A 20,833-nucleotide genomic window follows, 5' to 3' on the forward strand; every position below is an offset into this window, starting at 1 on the left:
CAAAGGCAGCCTCGCCCGCAATCGGGCGAAGCGCTCCACCACTCACCTCCCCGACACCAGCAGCCACTTCGCCTTGAAGGCTTCGGCGCGGGCGAGGGCGTCTTCGGCGGTGGGTCCTAACAGATTCGCATGGCCCATCTTGCGGCGGCCGATGGCGCGGCGCTTGCCGTAGAGATGCAGGAACGCCTCGCCATCTTCGAACAACGGCGTCCAGTCCGGCTGCACGGTTTCATCCGGCCAGAAATCGCCGAGCAGATTCAGCATCACCACCGGTGAGAGCAAACGCGTCGAACCCAGCGCCAACCCACATACCGCCCGAAGCTGTTGCTCGAACTGGCTGGTGGCACACGCGTCGATCGTGTGGTGGCCGGAGTTGTGCGGACGCGGGGCCATTTCATTCACCAGCAGTGTGCCATCCGGCAGGAGAAAGAACTCCACGCCAAGGATGCCGCGGTAGTCGAGAGCCTCCGCCACCTGGCGGGCGATCTGTTGGGCACGCGCGGCAACCTCTTCGGAAACACGCGCCGGCACGATCGACACATCGAGGATGTGATGACGATGGCGGTTCTCCGCCGGATCGTAGGTCACCATCGAGCCATCGGCACCACGGGCGACCATGACGGAAAGCTCCAATTCAAAAGGCACCCACGCCTCGAGAATGGCGCGGTCGGATCCGAAGTCCGCCCACACGGCGGCCGCATCCTCGCCGCCATTCAACTTGAGCTGTCCCTTGCCATCGTAGCCGAAGGCGGCGGTCTTCAGCACGCCGGGGCCATTCAGCTCCTTCAATGCGGCGGCCAGCTCTTCAGCGGAAGCCACCACGGCAAACCATGTGCATGGAATGCCATTGTGACGAAGGAAGCCCTTCTCGCGCTCGCGGTTCTGGCAGATGGCGATGGCATCCGGAGAGGGATGCAGCGGCATGCATCCGGCGACGGCATCGAGCGTGCCGCGCGGGATATTCTCAAACTCGACTGTGGCCAGAGTGGCCAGTTCGCAGAACTGCTCGCGCCCTTCCAAGGAATCGAAAGGCAGGTCGATGACGTGGTTCGCCAGCTCCACCGCCGGGGCTTCAAGGCCACCGGTCCATACCACGGTGCGGACGTTCATCCGCCGTGCGGCCAACGCCAGCATGCGACCGAGCTGACCCGCGCCAAGAATGCCGAGCGTAAAATCCGGACTGGTGGGAGTGGGAAGCGAACCGCTCATGCGTCCAAGGAAAGGGGCGGGAGTTTCGCGCCCTGGACCTGCGAGGTCTGGCGGGCGCGGAATTCAGCGAGCTTGGCGGCCAGTTCCTCGGACTCGTTGGCGAGTATCGCCACAGCGAAGAGGGCGGCATTCACCGCACCGGCCTTGCCGATGGCGAAGGTGGCGGTGGGGATGCCCGCGGGCATCTGCACGATCGAAAGCAGCGAATCGACACCCTTGAGCGTCTTCGATTCCACCGGTACGCCCAGCACCGGCAGATCCGTGATCGCGGCGGTCATGCCCGGCAGGTGGGCGGCACCACCGGCTCCGGCGATGATCGTCTTGATGCCGCGGCCGCGGGCGGACTCGGCGTAGGAATACAGCTTCGCGGGCGTGCGGTGGGCGCTGACCACTTCCGCCTCCCACGCCACGCCGAATTCCTCCAGCGTGCGTGCGGCGTTCTCCATCGTCGGCCAATCCGACGTGCTGCCCATGATGATTCCGACCTGCGGAGCGTCGCTCATGCGGGAGCGTGGGGAGGAAATGCCCGGCGCGTCAATGGCGGAGGCAGCGGGCGCTTGACAGCGGACGGCACTCGCGCGCCCATGGTGTCATGGTCAAAATGCTTTTCCTGTCGGTCATCGCCATGACCGCGCCACTCTCTGCGGTCGAACCAACCGTCGCGATCCAGCCCTTCGGCAAGATGCCTGGCGTGCAGGTGGAAAAGGTGAAGGCGGGCATCCTCGCCCTCTATGCCGTGAAGGTGGAGGTGCTCCCGGCCAAGCCGCTGCCGAAGGAGGCCTACTACGAGCCCCGCGAGCGCTACAAGGCGGACAAGCTGCTCGATTTCCTGGACCGTGAAACCAACACCGGATTCACCAAGGTCATCGGCCTCACCACGCAGGACATCTCCACCCGCAAGGGCGAGATCGCGGACTGGGGCATCTTCGGCCTCGGCCAGTTGGGCGGACGCGCCTGCGTGGTATCCACCCACCGGCTGCATGCGGGAAAGGCCTCGGAGCCGGTGTTCCAAAGCCGCCTCGCCAAGGTATCCATCCACGAACTCGGCCACACCTTCGGCCTCGACCACTGCCCGAACGCGGGCTGCTTCATGAACGACGGTGCCGGGAAAATCGCCACGGTGGACGCGGAGAGCGACCGACCCTGCCCGGACTGCGCGGCCAGACTGCCGCTGGCGCACAAGTAATGCGGCAAGTCCAACATGGCGATCCACGGACATATTTCCCAGTCGTGGAGAGGCGCAAAATTCTTCCAAATTGATTTTAATTGCAGAATTTTCCACCGATTGAAAACTCTCCACACAATGACGGTATTTGATCTTTTCTAACCTCTACCTTGCCCTGCCTCTCCCATGTTTTGGCCCGGAAAAACGCAAGTTTGCCGTGAAAGAACATTGAAAAGCCCCGGGTAATGGCGAACAAACAAAGAAAACCTCACAAACTCACAAGAATCCCCACAATCCCACACATGAAAGCCCTGACTTTTTTTGCAGCTCCGGCGTTGGCGCTCGCGACCCTCGTCCCCGCCCATGCCGACGCCACCGGCTCGGTGAGCTATCCCGCCGGCAAAGGTCCGGGCGCGGGCAAGAAGATCGTCCTGATCGCGGGCGACGAAGAGTACCGCTCCGAGGATTCGATGCCGATGTTCGCGAAGATCCTGTCCGAGCGCCAGGGTTTCCAATGCACGGTCCTTTTCTCCACCGGTGCCGATGGCAAGATCGACCCGAACGCGGGCAGCAATCTGACGAACCCGGAAGCGCTCGATTCGGCGGATGCCATCGTGATGCTGATCCGCTTCCGCAAGTGGCCGGATGACGCGATGAAGCACTTCGATGCGGCGATCAAGCGCGGCGTGCCGGTGGTGGGCCTGCGCACCTCCACCCACGCCTTCCAGCTCCCGAAGGGCAGCACCTACGAGACTTATAATAGTTTCGGCAAGCGCGTGCTCGGCGAGCAGTGGGTGTCCCACTGGGGCAAGCACAAGTCCGAAGCCACCCGCGGCGTGATCGAAGCCGCCAATGCCAAGAACCCGGTGCTCAACGGTGTGACCGATGTCTTCGGCGACAGCGACGTTTACGAAGCCGCTCCACCCGCCGATGCCACCATCCTGCTGCGCGGCCAGGTGCTGAAGGGCATGAATCCCACCGACGAACCGGCCGACTATTCCAAAAAGACCGCCAAAGGCGCCGAGCAGAAGATCAACGACCCGATGATGCCGGTCGCCTGGACCCGTGAGGTGAAGAACGACGCGGGCAAGACCAACCGCATCCTCTGCACCACGATGGGCGCCGGCACCGACCTGCGCAGCGAAGGCCTGCGCCGACTGGTGGTGAACGGTGTCTTCTGGGGTCTCGGCCTCAAGGTGCCGGACAAGGCAGACGTCACTCCGGTCGGCACCTACGAACCACTTCCCTACGGCTTCAACGGGTTCAAGAAGGACGTGATGCCCGCCGCTCACGCCCCGGCCACCCGCTGATCCGGTTTTCCCGCGCACGACAGTTTTCATCGCCCTCCGGGATCCGCGTCCCGGAGGGCGGCTCCGTTTGTTCTTTTTTCCCTCTATTGCAGACTATCGCATGAAGTCCCTCGCTCTTTCCCTCGCGCTCTGCGCCCTCGCCGGCCAGGCCTCCGGCGCGGCCCTGCCATCTCCGGCCAAGGACACGCACATCGTCCTCATCGGTGGCGGTCTCGCCGAGCGTTCCCAGTACGACGGCTACTTCGAAACGCTGCTGCATCTCCGCTATCCGGACCGCCAGCTCGTCGTGCGCAACATGGGCTTCCCGGGGGACACGCCGGGCTTCCGTCCGCGTGCGGGCCGGAAAACACAGTGGGCCTTCCCGGGTGCGGAGAACTTCCATCCCGAATACAAGGCCCACCGTGGCGATGGCATCGAGCCTTCCCCGGATGAATGGCTGACACTGTGCAAGGCGGACACCATCCTCGCGTTCTTCGGCTACAACGAGTCGTTCGACGGCCCGGATGGCGTGGTGAACTATGCCGCCGAGCTGGACGCCTTCATCAGTCACACGCTGTCCCAGAAATACAACGGCAGCTCCGCCCCCCAGCTCGTGCTGGTCTCTCCGATCGCCTTCGAGGACCTCTCCGCCACCAAGGACCTGCCGAACGGCAAGGCGGAGAATGCCAATCTCGCCCTCTACACCGAAGCGATGCGCAAGGTGGCGGAGAAGCGCAAGGTGGGCTTTGTCGATCTCTTCACCCCCACCCGCAATCCCCAGCTCAAGCCGGGCACCACGCTGACGACGAACGGATTCCTCCCCACCGATGACGGAGACCGCTTTCTCGCCCCGATCCTCGCGGAAGCCCTCTATGGTCCCGCGGGCATTCCTTCGAAGGCCAAGCCTGAAGCCCTGCGACAGGCCGTCGTGGACAAGGGATGGTTCTGGCGGAACGACTACCGCATCGTGAACGGCGTACACGTGTATGGCCGCCGCCGCGCACCGTACGGCGTGGTGAACTACCCTCAGGAAATCGAAAAGATCCGGCAGATGACCACCAACCGCGACAAGGCGGTGTGGGAAATGGCCCTGGGCAGGACCTACGACCTGAAAACCGCGGACGCCAACACCCGCAAGCTCGACCCGGTCGCGACGAACTTCCCCGGCAAGATCGTTTACAAGACCGGCAACGACGCCCTCTCCTCCTTCAAGATGGCACCGGGATTCAAGATCGAGCTCTTCGCCTCCGAAGAGCGCTTCCCGAATCTCAGCAAGCCGATGCAGATGAGCTTCGACAACAAGGGCCGGCTGTGGATCGCCACCATGCCGTCCTACCCCGGCTATCGTCCGGGCGATGCGCTGCCGGATGACAAGCTGCTGATCTACGAGGACACCAATGGCGACGGCAAGGCCGACAAGGAGACCGTCTTCGCCGATCATCTGCATCTGCCGATCGGTTTCGAGTTCGCCCCGGAAGGCGTCTATGTGGCACAGGAGCCGAACCTGATGCTGCTGCGCGACACCGATGGCGATGGCAAGGCCGACAAGCGCGAGCTGGTGCTGGAAGGATTCGACTCCCACGACTCGCACCACTCGATCAACGCCTTCTCCGCGGATGCTTCCGGTTCGGTTTACATGCCGGAGGGCACCTTCCTGCACACCAACGTGGAAACCGCCTATGGTCCGGAACGCGGCCTCTATGCCGGCGTGTGGCGCTTCAATCCGCGCAACCAGCGGCTCGACCGCTACAGCCAGGTGGACTTCGCCAATCCCTGGGGCATTGCCTTCGACAAGTGGGACCAGTGCTTCATCGCGGATGCCTCGCCGGGCCAGAACTGGTGGGGCCTGCCGCTCTCGCCGAAGGTCCCCTACAGCGTGCAGACCGGCAAGACCGCCGAATTCGCGCCGAAGCGCTCGCGGCCGACCTCCGGAGCGGAGTTCATCTCGTCCCGCCATTTCCCGGATGAACTGCAGGGCAGCTACATGGTGAACAATGTCATCGGCTTCCTCGGCACCACCGTGTGGGACATCAAGGAGGATGGCTCCGGCTTCTCAGGCAAGCAGCGCATGGACCTGATCTCCTCCAATGATCCGAACTTCCGCCCCTGTGACATGGAGTTCGCGCCGGACGGCTCGCTCTACGTGCTCGACTGGCACAACGCGCTCATCGGCCACATGCAGCACTCGGCGCGCGATCCCAACCGCGACCACGACCACGGCCGCATCTATCGCGTGACCTATCCCTCCCGCCCGCTGGTGAAGCCGGTGCCCGTCGCCGGCGCGAGCGTGACCCAGCTTCTCAAGGATCTGGAGGAGCCGGAGTACCGCACCCGCTACCGCGCCCGCCGCGAACTGCGCGGCCACAAGCCGGAGGAAGTGCTGCCGGAAGTCACCAAGTGGGTGGCATCCCTCGACAAGAACTCGCCGGAGTACGACCACCGGCTCTGCGAAGCCCTGTGGACGACCTGGGGCTTTGAGAAGATCGACCACGATCTGCTGGTGCGCTGCCTGGAGGCGAAGTCGCCGCAAGCCCGTGCCGCCGCGGTGGACGTGATCCGCTTTTCATTCCGCTACCTGCCCGATCACACCGCTCTGTTGATGAAGGCCGCGGTGGATCCTCATCCGCGCGTGCGTCTCGCCGCCATGGTCGCCGCCTCGTGGCTGAACAACGAGGATGGAGCAAAGATTGCTTCTGAAGCGCTCGAGCGGCCACTCGATTCCTGGATGACCAAGGCCTACCAAGCGTGCCTGATCACATTGAAGGAGGATTTCGAATCCCTGGCCAAGAACGGCAAGCTGGATCTCGCCTCAAAGCCGAAGACCAAGGACTTCCTGGCCGGAAAATTGAAACTCGAAGCCGGACCGGCCGAAATTGCCGAGCCCGAACCGAAGCTGCCGCCCGCCGAACTGGCGCTCTACCGTCTGGGCAAGGAGGTCTATCAGCGCGATGTCCACTGCTCCACCTGCCACCAGCCGAACGGCATGGGCGACACGACCTATCCGCCGCTCGCCAAGAGCGAGTATGTGACCGGCGATGAAACGCGCCTGATCAAGATCGTGCTCAAAGGCGTGTGGGGGCCCATCACCGTCCATGGCAAGACCTATGACCCGAAGAACGGCGTGCCGCCGATGACCCCCTTCGAGGCCCTGCTCAAGGATGATGAACTGGCCGGCGTGCTCACCTATGTCCGCAACAGCTTCGGCAACTCCGCTCCCGCGGTGAAGCCGGAGACCGTGGCCAAGGTCCGTGCTGAAACCAAGGACAAGGTCGGCTTCTACACGGTGGAGGAACTGCTCAAGCAGCATCCGTTCTAACGGCTCGCGACCCGACACGCCATTTCCTGAACCGCATGATCCCAAGCCTGTCCGGCTTGGGATTTTTGCATCGCCTTGGATCAGGCGGCTTGAACCCGGCTTCCGGATTTGGAGGGCGGCCCCAGCCGAATCGACATTCAACCGTCTTCTCTGGATGCTCCCCATCCAAAGCAAAATGAATGTCGATTCAGGCTAGCTCCCCCCAGCCAGCAAACCCGGAGCCAGCTTGGCCAGCCATTCCGCCAGCTCCATGCCCGCGCGCGTGGGCGGGATGGCATCGAGATCCTCCAGCTGCCAGCGGAAGGTGTTCATGTAGCCATCCCAGTGTCCGGAGGCTCCGGTGCGCCGCATCCATGCACAAGCGGTCAGATTCTCCGGCATGACATTGCCCACGAGGCTGGTGATGCCATTCCTGAAGGACGTCAGCCAGAGGATCGCGAGCAACAGCGTGGCAATGCCGCGGTTCTGCTCGTCATCCAGCACGGTCACGGAAAACTCGGCCTCTTCCGGCTCCGTTTTGCTCCGCCACCAGCTCGCCGCACCAAGCGGCGTGAAAGTACGGGAAGGATCGTACACGCACCAGATCTCGTGATTGCCCGGATCCTCGTTGAGAAGCCGGTCGAGCATCTTTCCCCCGATCTCGCCGGTAACCGTCCAGAAGCGGTGATAGCGGGCTTCCGGCGAGAGGCGGCGGTAGGCCTCGGCCACGTAATCGCGGTCACCACCGTCCAAGGGACGCACCCGCACCGGGGTGCCATCCCGTAGGACGAGTTCCAGAGGAAGATGCGGCCCGGGCATGGCGGAGGATGCGCCGGGGAGGCGGATTTGTCGCCGGTCAATTTGCGACCATGGATGCAATCCTCACCCAAGCCATGACCGCCCGGAGGCAGATTGCATGACAGGAACACCCGACCCACTCCGGAAACTCGACGCAATCCATTCATTTCCCATCACTTGCGGATCAACAAACCTACGGCGCGGCGCGTGCTGGACAACACTGTCAACCCACCTTACCGCCATGCTCAGTTGGTCATTGCTCTTTCTGATCCTCGCCGTCATTGCGGGACTGCTCGGCTTCATCTCCCTCGCGGGGACCGCCGCGCTGATTGCCAAGTGTCTCTTTCTCGCCTTTCTCGTGCTCCTGATCGTCTCCGCCGTCAGCCGGGCCTTGCAGGGAAAGACCCCTTGAAGAAACGAGGATACGAAGCAGCCTCCCGGAGCATGCACGCCCCGGGACTGGCAATCGCAGCGCGCTCAATCCTCCTCGACGGGGATGCCATCGAAGTCAACGAGGCCGCGGCCCGTGCCGCCGCCGTTGCTGAATTTCTGCCAGGCCAGATATGCCACTCCGGCGAGCGCGGCCACGCCAATGGCTCCGAGAACGTAAGGCGTGCGCTGGTCCTTCCGGATATTTTGTGAACCGGATGCCAGCCATGCACGACTGCGGCCCAGGCCGTCTGAAGCGCGGCGCATGATGCGCTGCCGTGCGGCGGGGAGTTCATCCGTGAGCGCCTGGCGGAGCAGATGCTTCGTATCGGCGGAAAGGAGGCGGAAATCTTCCCTGACCCGCTGGGCGAGGGAGCCGGTGCGCTGGTTGATCGGGAATCTCATGTCGGTGTCGGTTGAATTGGGAGCCGGTTCCGGAATCCGGAGCCAAGCGTTCCATTCTAGCCGATAGAGCCTCCGCGCACAAGTTGGCAGTTTTCCAGTGAAGACAAAACGGCACGGGTGAGGTCACCCGTGCCGTTTTGCCTTCATTCGGAAGGAACGTCGCCGGTGTCAGCCAAGCATGTCCTCCACCTCGCGGCGGATTTCCTCCTGACGGCGGCCGACGCGCTGCTGGATGATGCCTACCAGCTCGTCGAGGTTGCCCTCGGCATGCTTGAGATCGTCATCCGTGAGATCGGCATATGCCTTTTTGAGACGCCCTTTCAGGACGTTCCAGCCGCCTTTGATTTGTTGCTTGTTCATGACTGTCAGGGGTTGGTTTCGGTGCTGGTTGGAAACTATTTGCCGAGTGCCTTGTCCACCTTCTCCCCCGCCTTTTCGGCCGGTCCCTTCGGATCGACGGCGTCCTTCACCTCCTCCACCGCCTTGTCGAGTTTCTCGCCGGTTCTTTCGGCAGGGCCCTTCTTTTCACAGGATACAAGCGGGACGAAAAACGGGAAGATGCAGAAGGCCAGAAGCAGTCGGTGTCTCATGGTGATGGATGGTGGGTGGAAATCCCGGCGGCGACGCCGTCGCTTCCGGTTCGGAGATTCCTGTCGCAATGGGGATGCCAATCGCCAAAAACCATCCCAATACTCTTATTATCAACAGACTACCAACCCATCCCCCATCTCGAACACCAACCCTCTCGGAGCACTGTGCAACGCCTTCCCAAAAGGCAGATGCACGTTGCATCCCGTATCAGGAGGCCAGAACCAGCCGCTCCACCCGGGCCCGCCCGACGGAGGCGTCGAAGAAGCCGCCCGGCTGCTGCTGGTCCGGAGAGGCCAGCCAGCGGAATGTCTCCAGCCAGATCCGGATCTCCTCGTCCTCGGCGACGACCGGAAGAAGCGTCGCAAGCGCCTCATGGAATTCCATCCGCCTCGCACGATCCAGCGCATTCCACATCGGTCCCGAGCCGGGAAGAAGGACGCCATTCACCACCTCTCTCAACCGTGTGAGCTCGACCGGTTTCGCCAGGAAATCCACGACTCCATATCGCAGCGCGAGCAGGGCGTCATCCACCGTGAGGTACGCGCTGCACAGGATGACCGGGCAATGATTGCCACGAGCCCGCAGCCGCGCCACCGCTTCCAAGCCGCTGAGGAGAGGCATGCGGAGATCCATCAGCACCAGGTCGAATGCCCGCTCGGACAGCTTCAGGAGGGCCTGCGCGCCGTCCACCGCTTCCTCCACCCGGGTGTGTTCATCGGCCAGCGCAAGGGAGAATGCCATCCGCAGCGTGGGCTCGTCGTCCACGATGAGAATGGATCGGTGCTGACCGGATTCACTCATGTTCTTGCTCCTGGTAGTGGGCCATCGGCAGATCGACGTGGAACTCGGTGAAGCCGTCCTCACGATCGACCAGCCCGATGCGGCCATCATGGGCCAATACGATCTCGCGGGAAATCGACAATCCCAATCCGACACCATCCGCCTTGTCCTTGGAATTGGAAATGCGGAAAAACTTGTCGAAGATGCGCCCGCGGAGTTCCTCTGGAATGCCAGGCCCCTGGTCGATCACCGACATGCGCACAAAACGCCCGTCCGGGCGCGAGGTGAGCCGCACCGTCACCGGCTGCCCCTTCGGGCCATGTTTGAGGGCGTTGGAAAGCAGGTTCTGAACCACCTCGTCCAGACGGACGGAATCACCGTTGACCATCGGCAATTCATCCTCCTTCTCCACCACGATCTCGCATTCGCGTTCCACGGCGAGACTGGTGAAAAGCTGGCGGGCACGTTCCACCGACTCCATGATATCCATCGGGCGGAGCTGGAGCTGGCTGGCACCACTTTCAACCCGGACCAGATCGAGAAGACGCTTCAGGGTGACAAGCAGCCGCTCGCAATCGTCGCGGGCGGATCCCACCATGTTCTGCTGGATCGGGGTGAGTCCGCCGGTGCGGCCTTCCAACAGGAGGTGCAGCACCATGCGGATGCCGGTGAGCGGGGTTTTGATCTCGTGGCTGACCGTGGCGAGCAGATTGGTCTTCATCTCGTCCAACCAGCGGAAGCGGGTGACATCCATCAGCAGCACCGCCCACCACACGCCATCCCCCTGCTCCGCGGAAAAGCGGAAGATGCGGGGCAGGAAATAATGCTCCTCCTCATCGATGCGGAAGAGGGCCGCCTCGCGGATATCATCCGGCAGATAATTGCGGCGGTGGCGCACGCAGTCCTCGAAAAGGGATTGCAAGCCGGCGGGCAGGCGGCCCACGACACCGAGCCGTGCCTGAAGCACTTCCGCCGCCGGATTGAGCTGGTCGATACAGGAATCCTCGCGCAACACGAATACCGGCACCGGAATGGCCGTGAGGATGGCACGGTTCTGGAGGTTGGTGTGCAGCAGGCGCTCGTCCGTCTCGCGGCGGCGCTGGCGGAGTTCGCCTGCCATGTCATTGAACGCCGGAATCAACGACGAGAGTTCGTTCTGAACCGCGGGCTCCGGCAGGCTCAGCTCGAAGTTGCCGCGTTTCACTTCCTGGATCGAATGCGCGAGGCTCACCACCGGATCCACGATCGCGCGCGCAAGGTGGAAGTAGATGAGCACGGCGATGAACACGCCGAGCAACATCAGGAAGAAGACGAAAAAATTGCTGTCCGCCGAACGGTTGCGGAGGTTCGTCGTCGTGTTCTTGAGCTGTTGCTCGTACAGCTTTCCGACGATCTGCGACGCGTCCGTGATCTTCTGGGTCAGGCGGGAAACATTCTGCAAGGCTTCCGCACGCGTCTGCTGTTCGGTCGGGTAGCGGGCGAAGAAATTCTCGTAGAACTCCAGGTACTCCTCACACGCCGTGGTGAGCTGGCGCACCGCCCCATCCGTACCATCATCGCTCTGGGCATCCTGAAGCACCTTGAGCGATTCCCTCAGCAGCTTCGCGTGATCGTCATAGGACTTCCGTTCCGGCACCCGCGCGAAGGCGAACCCGAGGGGGGCGACGTAACGGCTGTTGATGGACGAGGTTTCGATCCGAAGCTGCTTCTCCGCATTGAGAAGACTGATCGACTTCCTGAGCTTGGTGTCGAACTCCGTCGAGGCTCCGCGCAACAGCAACAACCCCGCCGTTCCTACTCCGAGGAGAAGGATGACGAGGGCGCTGAGTGCGAGGAGCAGACGTTGGCGTAGCATCAGGGACGGAATCAATCAGTCGAGATCCAGCCGCTTGCGTTTGCGGTAGAGGGTGGCCTTGTCGATGCCGAGGATCTCGGCGGCTTCCTGGAGGCTGGGGGCCCAGCTCAACACGCTGCGGATGTGGGCCGCCTCCAGATCGTCGAGCTTCACCTGGTCACCCACCTTCACGCCATCCGGAGAGCCATTGGCGGAACCGTTGGTGCCGGTGACAAGGGTGGGGGCCGGAAGATCGACGGCCGAAATGGTTTTGCCGCGTGCCAGGATCACCGCACGCTCGATCGCATTGCGGAGTTCGCGCAGGTTGCCCGGCCAGCCGTGGCGGAGGATCGCATCCCAGCCGGTCCCATCGATGCCATCATAGGCGCGGCCGATCTGCTTCGAGAAGTGATCGAGGTAACGCTTGGCGAACTGCTTGAGGTCGCGCTTGCGTTCGCGGAGCGGCGGAATGGTCACCGCGATCACGTTGAGACGGTAATAGAGGTCCTCACGGAATGTGCCCTCCACGACGCACTGTTTGAGATCGCGGTTGGTCGCGGCGATGACGCGGACGTTGGCCTTGAAAGTCTTGTTGTCCCCCACCCGTTCGTATTCGCGCTCCTGGAGCAGACGCAGCAGCTTCGACTGGATCTCCATCGGCAGTTCGCCGATCTCATCGAGGAACAGCGTGCCGCCATCGGCAGTGGCCACCTTGCCGGTCTTGTCCTTCACCGCGCCGGTGAACGCGCCACGGACGTGGCCGAAGAGTTCGCTTTCCAGCAATTCCTTCGAAAGGCTGGGGCAACTGATCGTCACCAGCGGCTTGTCACGGAGCAGGCTGCGCTCGTGTACCTCGCGGGCGATCACGCTCTTCCCGGTGCCGCTTTCCCCGAGAATGAGTACCGAAGCCGGCGTGCCGGCCGCGCGGAACAGGATGTCGATCGCGTCCTTCGTCAACTGGTCCTCGGAATCGAAGTGGAGCGGCACGCGGTCCGACTTCACCTCGCTCTTCAGCGCCACCACCGTCTGCTTGAGCTCCCGGACCTCCCCCTGGGTGCGGAGGGCCTTGTCCGCCTTCACCAGAATGGCCCGGACCTGCTCAGGCAGGAAGGGCTTCTCCAGGAAGTCGAACGCCCCGAGCTGGGTGGCTTTCACCGCGGTCTGGATCGACGCATGGGCGGTGAACATGACCACCAGTTGATCGGGTTTGATCTCGAGAATCTTCTTGAGCACGTCCAGCCCGTCCTCGGCACCCAACCGGAGGTCAAGGAACACCAGCTGGAACGAAGCCTCCTTCACGCGCTTCAGCGCGGTGGCGCCATCCTCCGCCGATTCGACGTAGTGGTCCTCCGCCTCCAGGGCGAATGTGATCGCCTGTCGCACCGAGCGCTCATCGTCTACGATAAGAATGTCCATTGGGAAATTCTCTTATCAGCCTTCATGCCAGTGGCCGGATTTCGTATGGAGTGACTAGGAATCAAGGGATTGCTTGATCGACATCAGAACAAAATCGGCCACCATTCCAGTGCGAAATGCAAACCGGCTTCAGCATTGGTGCATTTTGCATCATTGTTGAAGCCGACTTCAAGGAACGATTCGTTACGGGGCGGTTACTCAATGAAGCTGCGGAGCATCCATGCGAGATTTTCGTGGGCGCGGATCAAGCCTGTCAGGAAATCCGCCGTTCCCACGTCGTGACATTTCTCATCGAAGGTGTCGATGGCCTCGCGGAGATCCCGGATGACGGTCTCATGGTCGGCATGAAGCAGCTTCAGGGCTTCCTCTCCATCGATCAGTGCGCCAGGCCGCTCGGCCAGCGTGGCAGCTTTCAGCATCTCCGCCATCGATCCAGGAGCCACCGCGCCCAGCATGCGCATACGCTCGGCGGTCTGGTCGATCGCCTTGGCGAGCGCCTCGTATTGCTCCTCAAAAAAAGTGTGGAGCGTCTTGAACCGGAAACCGGTCAGGTTCCAGTGGAAGTTGCGCGTCTTCATATAGAGGACGTGCTGGTTGGCGAGGATGGCGGCGAGAACATCGGCCCCCTTCTGACGTGAGTCTTTTGAGAGGCCGATCTTCACGGTTTCTTTTAGAATGGTGCTCATGGTTTCGGGATAGGGTTGTCCCCCTCCAAGCACCGGATGTTCCACCACAGCAATCGACACGACACCTTTATAGCAAACACTTTATAAAAGATGGAAAGAGGGTTTCCGTGCATGCTGCAACTCCGCGTATGACGTTCTGCACGAACCAGGCGGGAAGCTCCGTATCCGGTCCGCTCCTATGAAACGCCTGCTGCTTGCCTTTCTGGCCCTGTCTTGGACCGCCACCGCCGCCGAAAAGCTCGTGCTATGCGGTTGGGATGAAATCTTCATGATCGATCCCGCCGCTGGGACGCCTGCCAAGATCTGGTCGTGGAAGGCAAAGGATCATCCTGAAATTCCCGCCACGCTGGTGAAGAGCTTCGGCACCACCGACGAGTGCAAGCCATTGGATGGCGGCAAGCGGTTGCTGGTTTCATCCTCGGGCGGCGGGTGCGCGCTGTTGGAGCTACCGGGTGGCAAGGCCGTGTGGTCGGCGAAGGTGGCGAACGCCCACTCGATCGAATGGCTGCCCGGCGACCGCATCCTTGTCGCCTCCTCGGTGGGAGGGAACAAGCTGGTGCTCTTCGATCTCAAGCACGGCGACAAGGTGCTGTGGGACACGCCTTTGGTCTCGGCGCATGGCTTGGTCTGGGATGAAAAGCGCCAGCGGCTGTTCGCACTCGGCCTCACGGAACTGCGGACCTATTCACTGAAGGATTGGGACACGGAGACTCCCTCGCTGGTGATGGAGAAAACCACGCCGCTGCCCGACGACAACGGACATGACCTGCGTCCGGTGCCGGGCTCCGCGGATCTGGTGCTCACCACCGCGAAGCACGTGTGGCTCTTCAACCGGGACGAGTCCGTGATCCGGCCTCATCCGGAATGGAAGGACCGGATTCAGGTGAAGTGCATCGACATCCACCCCGGCAACGGCCGCGTCTTTATGAACCAAGCCGATGGCAGGAATTGGTGGAATGAATCCTTCGAACTGCTGAATCCGGACCAGAAGATCCGGATGGAGGGGGAAAAGCTCTACAAGGGTCGCTGGCTCGCGGAGCCGTGAGGCGGATGTCCGCCTGATTGCCGGATCAAGCCGCGCCGGAAATGAGGCGCATGGGGCGGAGCATGCTTTCATGGCACCTCCGGGTGCCAGAGCGTTTCCCGGAATGACATGCAATGAAGCTCCCGGCAACTCCGGCCATGAATATGACTGAGGCCTGAATCATATTATCTAACAGTATTCGTCATGTGTCGGTTGTGTTTCACACCTCCGCTCGCGATGGCCCGTACTTTCAAGCATGTGTGGCTCAATGGATAAACGTGTGAAGTTGTCATGAGGTGACAAAATCGGCCATTTCATCATAACCAAATGATATGCCTTTTTGCTTCATCATGGCATACCCCGCGCTTATCACGCCGTCCCCTGCTAGAAACCACACCCCAACCGAACCATGACATTTCCCACCCCACGCCGTGCGTGGCTGCTGGCGCTGGCGCCGCTTTTAACGGCCGCCCATGCCGCACCGGAAGAGCGCTACGCTCCCGCTGCAGGCGCTCCGACAGTAGCCGCCTATCCGACGCCGCTGAGCTCCGACCTGCCGTATGACGTCGACATCCCAAAGCTGCGCGCGCTTTCCGACACCCCGGCCAAGCCGAATCCGCCGTACACCATCCCGGACGACAACGTGCCGACCGCGCAGCGCTTGTTCGACATCTTCGCCTGGCAGTCCTTCATTGCCCTGAACTGGCCCGCCCTTCCCGACGGTGCTCCGGACAAGGTCAAGACTCCCGCAGACAACACCGCGCCCCGCGTGTGGGAACGCTTCGTGGAAATCAGCGAGGTCTTCCGCGAGGACGGTGCCGCGCCGAAAACATGGAAGGACGCCGTGGAGGCAAGCTGGAAGAACCGCGCCTTCTGGATGAGCGGCATGGGCGTGGGTATGCCGCCGGACGAGCCGAACAAGCCGGGCGGCCTCCACCAGCCGCTGCTCGATGAGAGCCTCCAGGCCTTCACCGGTCCGATGATCGACCAGGAAGGAAAGTGGGTCCGCTACCAAGTGGCGCTCAACCAGACCGAATTCGACTACCTCGTCCAGAACAAGCTCTACAATCTCGAAGGCCAGGCCGCTTTCACCGCCAAGAACAAGATCGAGTTCCCCTCCAACCAAGGCACCACCAAGCGCGGTGCCACGGAAATCAAGATGGCGTGGAAGCAGATGAGCGACAAGGACGACCGCTCGCGCTTCTTCATCCGCCACGCCCGCGTGATCCCGCTCAGCGGCAAGCCCTTCGAAGCCGACTTCGGCCTCGTGGGCATGCACATCTCGGTGCGCACCGAGTCCTCGCCAACATGGACGTGGGCGACCTTCGAGCAGGTGGACAACACCACCGTCAACGACCTGGAGCGGAACAGCAAAGGCAAGCCGCTGCGCCCGAACTTCTTCAACGTCGATAACTTCGTCAAACCGGTGAACATCCTCGCGCCGAAGAACGCGGGTCCGGTGAAGCAATACAACCCCGCCACCGGTCAGGACGACGGCAAGACACTCTACACCACCTGGGATGAGTCGAAGACCACCGACCCGACACAGACGCTGATGGTGCTGCCGATCCCGAAGGCCACCAACAACCTGAACGAACAGGTGCGCGGCCTTCTGAAAAGCATGGGCTCCGTGTTCCAGTACTACGAGCTCATCGGCACCCAGTGGCCGGTCGATCCGCCGTTCCCGGCCTTCCCGAACGGCGTCGCCGCCCAGCCGGACGGCCGCCTGCTGCCATCCTCGCCGGAGTCGATCCTCTTCAAGATCCCGGGCAAGGTGACGCCGGTCCATCTCGTGAACACCACGATGGAGACCTTCTTCCAGAACGGCAACCAACCGGCCGGACCACTGGCCGAGGATGACCGCCTGCCCCCCGGCTTGCTGGCCGATCCGTCCACCGTCTTCGCCACCGAAAGCTGCGCGGGCTGCCACTTCTCCGCCGGTGCCTGCATCGGCTTCAAAAAGGACAACAACGGCAAGTACCTCGTTCAGACCATCGACGGGAAAAACTACCGCGTGCCGATGTTCGGCAAGAATGCGAGCCGCGGTGTGACCGGAAACGCCGACTACAGCTGGCTGCTCCAGCTCCGCGCCCAGTCCGCTCCCTACGAGGGCACGGATGTGACCCAACTCACCGATTACATCATTCCCAATTCCCAGAAGGTGTGCCCCGCCAACTGACCCCCACCCTTTCTACCCCATGAGTAGTAGCAATAGTTTTCCTTTCGTCCCCGTCAACGGCTTCACCCCGAACAATCCGGGCTGGAGCAGCGTTGGCAACATCGACAGTTGGTCGGCGGACGCGAGCGGACAGAATTTCACGTTCGTCTTCGGCTCGCGCTCGCTGGTCATCCAGATCCTCGGCCCCACCGCCTACCGCCTGCGCTTCAATCCGGCCAGCGGTGCGACCTACAATGCCGAAACCTCCACCGCGGTCGTCAGCCGCGACCTCGGCCTCACTGGTCTCAACGTCACGCACAGTCTGGTGAATCCGGGCCTTCTCGTCATCGAGACCGGCTCGATCACCATCCAGATCGGTCTCGCACCGTTCGCGGTGCAGGTGCTGCGCAACGGCCAGCTCATCCATCAGGACGCACCGGGCCAGGGCGTGCTCTACATTCCCAACCAGCAGGTGATCGCCGTGATGAAGACCACGCCTCCGGGCGCGGGCTACTACGGCCTCGGCGAGAAGGCGGGCAGCCAGATCACGAAGAACAATTTCACCTACACGTTCTTCAACTTCGACAACTTCACCTACAACGGCCCGGCGCTCGGCGATCCGGGTCCGCTGAATCCGACCGAGCCGCTGTATTGCTCGATCCCGGTGCTGGTGGAGTTCAATCCGTTCCCGTCCGGTGCCTTCAGCGGCGCGGGCTTCGCCACCGGCGTGTTCCTGGACAACCCGGCGCAGACGTTCGCGAACATCGCCTCGAACGACTACTCGGACATGACCGGGAAGTACTACATGGGCGCGCTCTACAACGAGCTCGACTACTACTTCTTCGCGGGCAGCGCGGTGCCGGACATCCTCCAGCAGTACACCACGCTCACCGGCCGCAGCCCGATGCCGCCGCGCTACGTCTTCGGTCTTCACCAGGGCGCCTATGGTTACTACGACCGCTACAAGCTGGCGGCCGCCGCGAACTCCTACCGCGGCGCGCGCATTCCCTGCGACGGCCTGCACATCGACGTGGACTTCCAGGACAACTACCGGACGTTCACGCACAGCGAGATGAAGTTCCCGAACGCCCAGGAGCTGTTCAGCGATCTCCACGGCATCGGCTTCAAGATGAGCACCAACATCACGCCGATCATCACGGACAACCCGCTGAACCAGGAGGGTGTCAAAGCCCCCTACACCCAGCGTGACAACCTGATCGCCGCAAACGCGCTCATCTACGACAGCCGCTATCAGGACGGCGAGTCGCCGGATCTCTACGAAGGCGGTGTGAACTACGGCAACAACCGCGGCAACAACCCGTATCCTTCGCCGCCGCTCCAGTTCAACCGCAACGGCCTGATGCCGCTGGCCGCGCCGGGAAACTACCCGGACTTCGGCCTCGCCGCGGTTCGCGAGAAATGGGGCCAGCAATACCAGCACCTCATCGACGACCTCGGCCTCGACATGATCTGGCAGGACATGACCTGCCCGGCTATCGACCCGAACCTTCCGCCGGAAAACGAATACTATAAAACGTTCCCGCAGAACCTGATGATGGCGCAGGAAGCCACGGCCGCGGACGGCACCATCACGGTGAACTACCTGCCGAACGCCCAGCTCCACAATTCCTACGTCAACAACCTGCTCAACGGCACCTGGAACGGCATCAACACGCTGCGCCCGAACACCCGCAACTTCATCATCGCCCGCGGCGGCTACGCCGGCATGCAGCGCTATGCCGGACTGTGGACGGGTGACTCAGCCTCGAGCTGGGATTTCCTCAGCATCAACCTGCCGGAAGTCCTGAACCTCGGCATGTCGGGCGTGCCGATCAGCGGCTGCGACATCGGCGGCTTCGCCACCGGTTCCGGCACCACCACGCAGTCGAGCGTGATCGGTGGCTCGATCGTCGGCGGCATCACCAACTACGAGCTGCTCACCCGCTGGATGCAGCTCGGCGCCTTCCTGCCGTGGTACCGCAACCACTACGACGGCTACAACAAGCAGTTCCAGGAGCCCTTCGCCTACGGCGAGCCGGTGCCGACGAACTGCCGCAAGTATGTGGAGCTGCGCTACCGCATGATGCAGGTGCAGTACGATGCGATGTACCAGTGGACCAAGTCCGGCCTGCCGGTAGCGCGCCCACTGTTCCTGAATGATCCGCAGGACACCGGAGTCTACGGCCACCTGAACGACCAGTTCTTCGTGGGCGGCGATTTCCTCGTCGCGCCGATCCTCACCCAGCACGAGACGGCGAACCCGCCGACCTCGCCGGTGCGCGGCGTCTATCTGCCCGCGGGCAGCGACTGGTATTCCTTCACCGACAACACCGCCCCGCTCGCGGCGGCGGTGCCGGGCGGCACCTACATCAGCAACTACTATGCGGACCTGACTTTGGTGCCGATCTACATCCGCGCCGGTGCCATCCTCCCCTTCTCCAATCTGGAGCAGTGGGTCGGCCAGCTCCCGGAGAATCCGCTGACGATCAACTTCTACCCGGGACCGGACCGCTGGACGGACGAGGCCGCTTACGAACTCTACCAGGACGACGGCATCACGACCCAGGCCCAGGCCGGGAAGTTCCGCCTGTCCCGCGTTTACCAGCAGACGGTGAACTCGAACGGCTCGGTGCAGCGCCAGGTGCGCATCGCCCGCGTCACCGACAACTATGCACCGGGTGCGAAGTTCATCTACGTTGCCATCCTCGGCAGCATCACCTGCGCCAAGCAGGTCACCCGCGACGGCACCGTGTTGACCGACGTGGGCGATCCGCAATCGCTGGAATACGCCACCGCCGATGCATGGTATTGGAATCAATCCATCAACGTCGTCTTCGTGAAAATCTTCGACAACAAGTCCGACACCACCGTCGTCGCCTCCTACTGAGCCCACCATGAAACCACGCCAAAGCAAGGGCCGCAGGCCCCAGATCACCTTCACCCAGGATGGCCACGAGCTGGTTCAGGGCGACCTCATCCCCGGACCCTGCGTGCTGCGTTACGACCCGCTGCGCCTCATCTCCGCGGACGAGGCCGATGACGACAAGCACGAGATCCACGCCCACCTCCGCTTCCATCCTTCCGGCCAGACCTGGGAAGGAACGCTGGCTGTTCCGCAGGACGCGCCGCTCGCCGAGATGGCCAGCCCCACCGGACAGGGCTACATGCTGGAAACCAAGTTCGAACTGCCCGTCGGCACCGACGAAATCGAAGCTTGGTTCTCCTGCGCCCACGATGACGGCCAGACCCACTGGGACAGCGACGACAACAAGAACCACTGGCTGCGCTTCGCCCTGCACGACATCATTGAGGTCAAGGCGACCGTGAAGGAGCCGGACAAGGCAAACCCGGCGCAGTCGAAGCTGGAACTCGACATCGTCACCATCCCGCAGGTCACCGCGGTCACGGCGCGGCATACGCTGCCGTCGTTCCCGGACCGCCCCCGCGTCGAAATGCAGCTTGTTCCCATCGACGGTGCCAAGGACGGCAACAAGCGCTGGGGCGCACCGCCGGAGGGCATCCCGGTGCCTGTTGCCGCCGCGGTAGCCTTCGACCTCGTTTACACGGTGGGCGATCGCAAGTTCACGGATGACAATCAAGGCCGCTGGTATCTGGCGGATTGATTTGGTTACTGACCTGCAGCACCGGCCGCCTGTGGTGGGCGGCCGGTGCCCCGCAGGATGCCTGCCGAAGGTATTTCGTCAGTTTTGCAGGCTGCGGGAGTTTTGGCACGGAGGCTTGGTGGAGCTACTCA

The 20,833-nt window shown here is 62.4% G+C and carries 18 protein-coding genes; 8 read left to right on the top strand and 10 right to left on the bottom strand.

What is annotated here, in order from left to right; all coding sequences use genetic code 11:
• Positions 1–42 precede the first annotated feature (42 nt).
• Together KBB96_RS15625 and purE are read right to left on the bottom strand one after the other, a co-directional pair.
• Positions 43–1,209 (bottom strand): 5-(carboxyamino)imidazole ribonucleotide synthase, encoded by a 1,167-nt coding sequence (locus tag KBB96_RS15625; RefSeq protein WP_211630431.1) that lies wholly within the window; start codon positions 1,207–1,209, stop codon positions 43–45.
• Positions 1,206–1,712, bottom strand: a complete 507-nt coding sequence (gene purE / locus KBB96_RS15630) for a 5-(carboxyamino)imidazole ribonucleotide mutase (RefSeq protein ID WP_211630432.1) — start codon at positions 1,710–1,712, stop codon at positions 1,206–1,208. Before purE ends, KBB96_RS15625 begins: the two co-directional genes overlap by 4 nt.
• 98 nt (positions 1,713–1,810) lie before the next feature.
• Here purE and KBB96_RS15635 point away from each other — a divergent pair, with 98 nt between their 5' ends.
• The 3 genes from KBB96_RS15635 (at position 1,811) to KBB96_RS15645 (ending at position 6,979) form a co-directional block, all read left to right on the top strand.
• A complete protein-coding gene (locus tag KBB96_RS15635; protein WP_211630433.1) occupies positions 1,811–2,395 on the top strand; it encodes an archaemetzincin in 585 nt (194 codons plus the stop codon).
• A gap of 281 nt (positions 2,396–2,676) precedes the next feature.
• Complete coding sequence (locus tag KBB96_RS15640; RefSeq protein WP_211630434.1) at positions 2,677–3,684, top strand: ThuA domain-containing protein; 1,008 nt, start codon at positions 2,677–2,679, stop codon at positions 3,682–3,684.
• 100 nt (positions 3,685–3,784) lie between these two features.
• Complete coding sequence (locus KBB96_RS15645) at positions 3,785–6,979, top strand: PVC-type heme-binding CxxCH protein (RefSeq protein WP_211630435.1); 3,195 nt, start codon at positions 3,785–3,787, stop codon at positions 6,977–6,979.
• Between the two features lie 192 nt (positions 6,980–7,171).
• Here KBB96_RS15645 and KBB96_RS15650 read toward each other — a convergent pair whose 3' ends face one another.
• Positions 7,172–7,777: a GNAT family N-acetyltransferase gene (locus tag KBB96_RS15650; protein ID WP_211630436.1), complete on the bottom strand. Its 606-nt coding sequence runs from the start codon at positions 7,775–7,777 to the stop codon at positions 7,172–7,174.
• A 220-nt stretch (positions 7,778–7,997) separates the two neighbouring features.
• On the opposite strand from KBB96_RS15650, the gene KBB96_RS15655 reads away from it, so the two are divergent.
• Positions 7,998–8,168: a DUF1328 domain-containing protein gene (locus KBB96_RS15655; protein WP_211630437.1), complete on the top strand. Its 171-nt coding sequence runs from the start codon at positions 7,998–8,000 to the stop codon at positions 8,166–8,168.
• A 65-nt stretch (positions 8,169–8,233) separates the two neighbouring features.
• Here the strand turns inward: KBB96_RS15655 and KBB96_RS15660 are convergent, their stop codons facing one another.
• From KBB96_RS15660 to KBB96_RS15690, 7 genes are all read right to left on the bottom strand, one after another.
• On the bottom strand, positions 8,234–8,590 hold the full coding sequence (locus KBB96_RS15660) for a hypothetical protein (protein ID WP_211630438.1): 357 nt from the start codon (positions 8,588–8,590) through the stop codon (positions 8,234–8,236).
• Between the two features lie 168 nt (positions 8,591–8,758).
• Positions 8,759–8,950 carry a CsbD family protein gene (locus KBB96_RS15665; protein ID WP_211630439.1) on the bottom strand — a complete coding sequence of 64 codons (192 nt, stop codon included), beginning with the start codon at positions 8,948–8,950 and terminating at the stop codon, positions 8,759–8,761.
• 35 nt (positions 8,951–8,985) lie between these two features.
• A complete protein-coding gene (locus KBB96_RS15670) occupies positions 8,986–9,180 on the bottom strand; it encodes a hypothetical protein (protein ID WP_211630440.1) in 195 nt (64 codons plus the stop codon).
• A 208-nt stretch (positions 9,181–9,388) separates the two neighbouring features.
• A complete protein-coding gene (locus KBB96_RS15675) occupies positions 9,389–9,982 on the bottom strand; it encodes a response regulator (protein ID WP_211630441.1) in 594 nt (197 codons plus the stop codon).
• On the bottom strand, positions 9,975–11,816 hold the full coding sequence (locus tag KBB96_RS15680) for a sensor histidine kinase (protein ID WP_211630442.1): 1,842 nt from the start codon (positions 11,814–11,816) through the stop codon (positions 9,975–9,977). Before KBB96_RS15680 ends, KBB96_RS15675 begins: the two co-directional genes overlap by 8 nt.
• Positions 11,817–11,831: 15 nt before the next feature.
• Positions 11,832–13,211, bottom strand: a complete 1,380-nt coding sequence (locus KBB96_RS15685) for a sigma-54-dependent transcriptional regulator (RefSeq protein ID WP_211630443.1) — start codon at positions 13,209–13,211, stop codon at positions 11,832–11,834.
• Between the two features lie 194 nt (positions 13,212–13,405).
• Positions 13,406–13,897, bottom strand: coding sequence for a Dps family protein (locus KBB96_RS15690; RefSeq protein ID WP_211630444.1), 492 nt, complete (start codon positions 13,895–13,897; stop codon positions 13,406–13,408).
• 178 nt (positions 13,898–14,075) lie between these two features.
• Between KBB96_RS15690 and KBB96_RS15695 the strand changes: the two genes are divergently transcribed.
• The 4 genes from KBB96_RS15695 to KBB96_RS15710 all read left to right on the top strand — a co-directional run bounded on the left by KBB96_RS15695 (position 14,076) and on the right by KBB96_RS15710 (position 20,702).
• Positions 14,076–14,942 (top strand): DUF6528 family protein, encoded by an 867-nt coding sequence (locus tag KBB96_RS15695; RefSeq protein WP_211630445.1) that lies wholly within the window; start codon positions 14,076–14,078, stop codon positions 14,940–14,942.
• A 388-nt stretch (positions 14,943–15,330) separates the two neighbouring features.
• On the top strand, positions 15,331–17,100 hold the full coding sequence (locus KBB96_RS15700; protein ID WP_211630446.1) for a hypothetical protein: 1,770 nt from the start codon (positions 15,331–15,333) through the stop codon (positions 17,098–17,100).
• A gap of 19 nt (positions 17,101–17,119) precedes the next feature.
• Positions 17,120–19,966: a TIM-barrel domain-containing protein gene (locus tag KBB96_RS15705; RefSeq protein ID WP_211630447.1), complete on the top strand. Its 2,847-nt coding sequence runs from the start codon at positions 17,120–17,122 to the stop codon at positions 19,964–19,966.
• A gap of 7 nt (positions 19,967–19,973) precedes the next feature.
• A complete protein-coding gene (locus tag KBB96_RS15710) occupies positions 19,974–20,702 on the top strand; it encodes a DUF6209 family protein (RefSeq protein WP_211630448.1) in 729 nt (242 codons plus the stop codon).
• Positions 20,703–20,833: the final 131 nt, after the last annotated feature.

The organism is Luteolibacter ambystomatis, from assembly GCF_018137965.1.
GTDB classification, from domain to species: domain Bacteria; phylum Verrucomicrobiota; class Verrucomicrobiia; order Verrucomicrobiales; family Akkermansiaceae; genus Luteolibacter; species Luteolibacter ambystomatis.

Bases quoted from the DNA above. Each gene is read 5' to 3' on its own strand.
- KBB96_RS15625 (WP_211630431.1), bottom strand. From the start codon at position 1,209: ATGAGCGGTTCGCTTCCCACTCCCACCAGTCCGGATTTTACGCTCGGC.
- KBB96_RS15690 (WP_211630444.1), bottom strand. From the start codon at position 13,897: ATGAGCACCATTCTAAAAGAAACCGTGAAGATCGGCCTCTCAAAAGAC.
- KBB96_RS15695 (WP_211630445.1), top strand. From the start codon at position 14,076: ATGAAACGCCTGCTGCTTGCCTTTCTGGCCCTGTCTTGGACCGCCACC.
- KBB96_RS15710 (WP_211630448.1), top strand. From the start codon at position 19,974: ATGAAACCACGCCAAAGCAAGGGCCGCAGGCCCCAGATCACCTTCACC.
- KBB96_RS15650 (WP_211630436.1), bottom strand. From the start codon at position 7,777: ATGCCCGGGCCGCATCTTCCTCTGGAACTCGTCCTACGGGATGGCACC.
- KBB96_RS15635 (WP_211630433.1), top strand. From the start codon at position 1,811: ATGCTTTTCCTGTCGGTCATCGCCATGACCGCGCCACTCTCTGCGGTC.
- KBB96_RS15660 (WP_211630438.1), bottom strand. From the start codon at position 8,590: ATGAGATTCCCGATCAACCAGCGCACCGGCTCCCTCGCCCAGCGGGTC.
- KBB96_RS15655 (WP_211630437.1), top strand. From the start codon at position 7,998: ATGCTCAGTTGGTCATTGCTCTTTCTGATCCTCGCCGTCATTGCGGGA.
- KBB96_RS15685 (WP_211630443.1), bottom strand. From the start codon at position 13,211: ATGGACATTCTTATCGTAGACGATGAGCGCTCGGTGCGACAGGCGATC.
- KBB96_RS15675 (WP_211630441.1), bottom strand. From the start codon at position 9,982: ATGAGTGAATCCGGTCAGCACCGATCCATTCTCATCGTGGACGACGAG.
- KBB96_RS15705 (WP_211630447.1), top strand. From the start codon at position 17,120: ATGAGTAGTAGCAATAGTTTTCCTTTCGTCCCCGTCAACGGCTTCACC.
- KBB96_RS15640 (WP_211630434.1), top strand. From the start codon at position 2,677: ATGAAAGCCCTGACTTTTTTTGCAGCTCCGGCGTTGGCGCTCGCGACC.
- KBB96_RS15680 (WP_211630442.1), bottom strand. From the start codon at position 11,816: ATGCTACGCCAACGTCTGCTCCTCGCACTCAGCGCCCTCGTCATCCTT.
- purE (WP_211630432.1), bottom strand. From the start codon at position 1,712: ATGAGCGACGCTCCGCAGGTCGGAATCATCATGGGCAGCACGTCGGAT.
- KBB96_RS15670 (WP_211630440.1), bottom strand. From the start codon at position 9,180: ATGAGACACCGACTGCTTCTGGCCTTCTGCATCTTCCCGTTTTTCGTC.
- KBB96_RS15645 (WP_211630435.1), top strand. From the start codon at position 3,785: ATGAAGTCCCTCGCTCTTTCCCTCGCGCTCTGCGCCCTCGCCGGCCAG.
- KBB96_RS15700 (WP_211630446.1), top strand. From the start codon at position 15,331: ATGACATTTCCCACCCCACGCCGTGCGTGGCTGCTGGCGCTGGCGCCG.
- KBB96_RS15665 (WP_211630439.1), bottom strand. From the start codon at position 8,950: ATGAACAAGCAACAAATCAAAGGCGGCTGGAACGTCCTGAAAGGGCGT.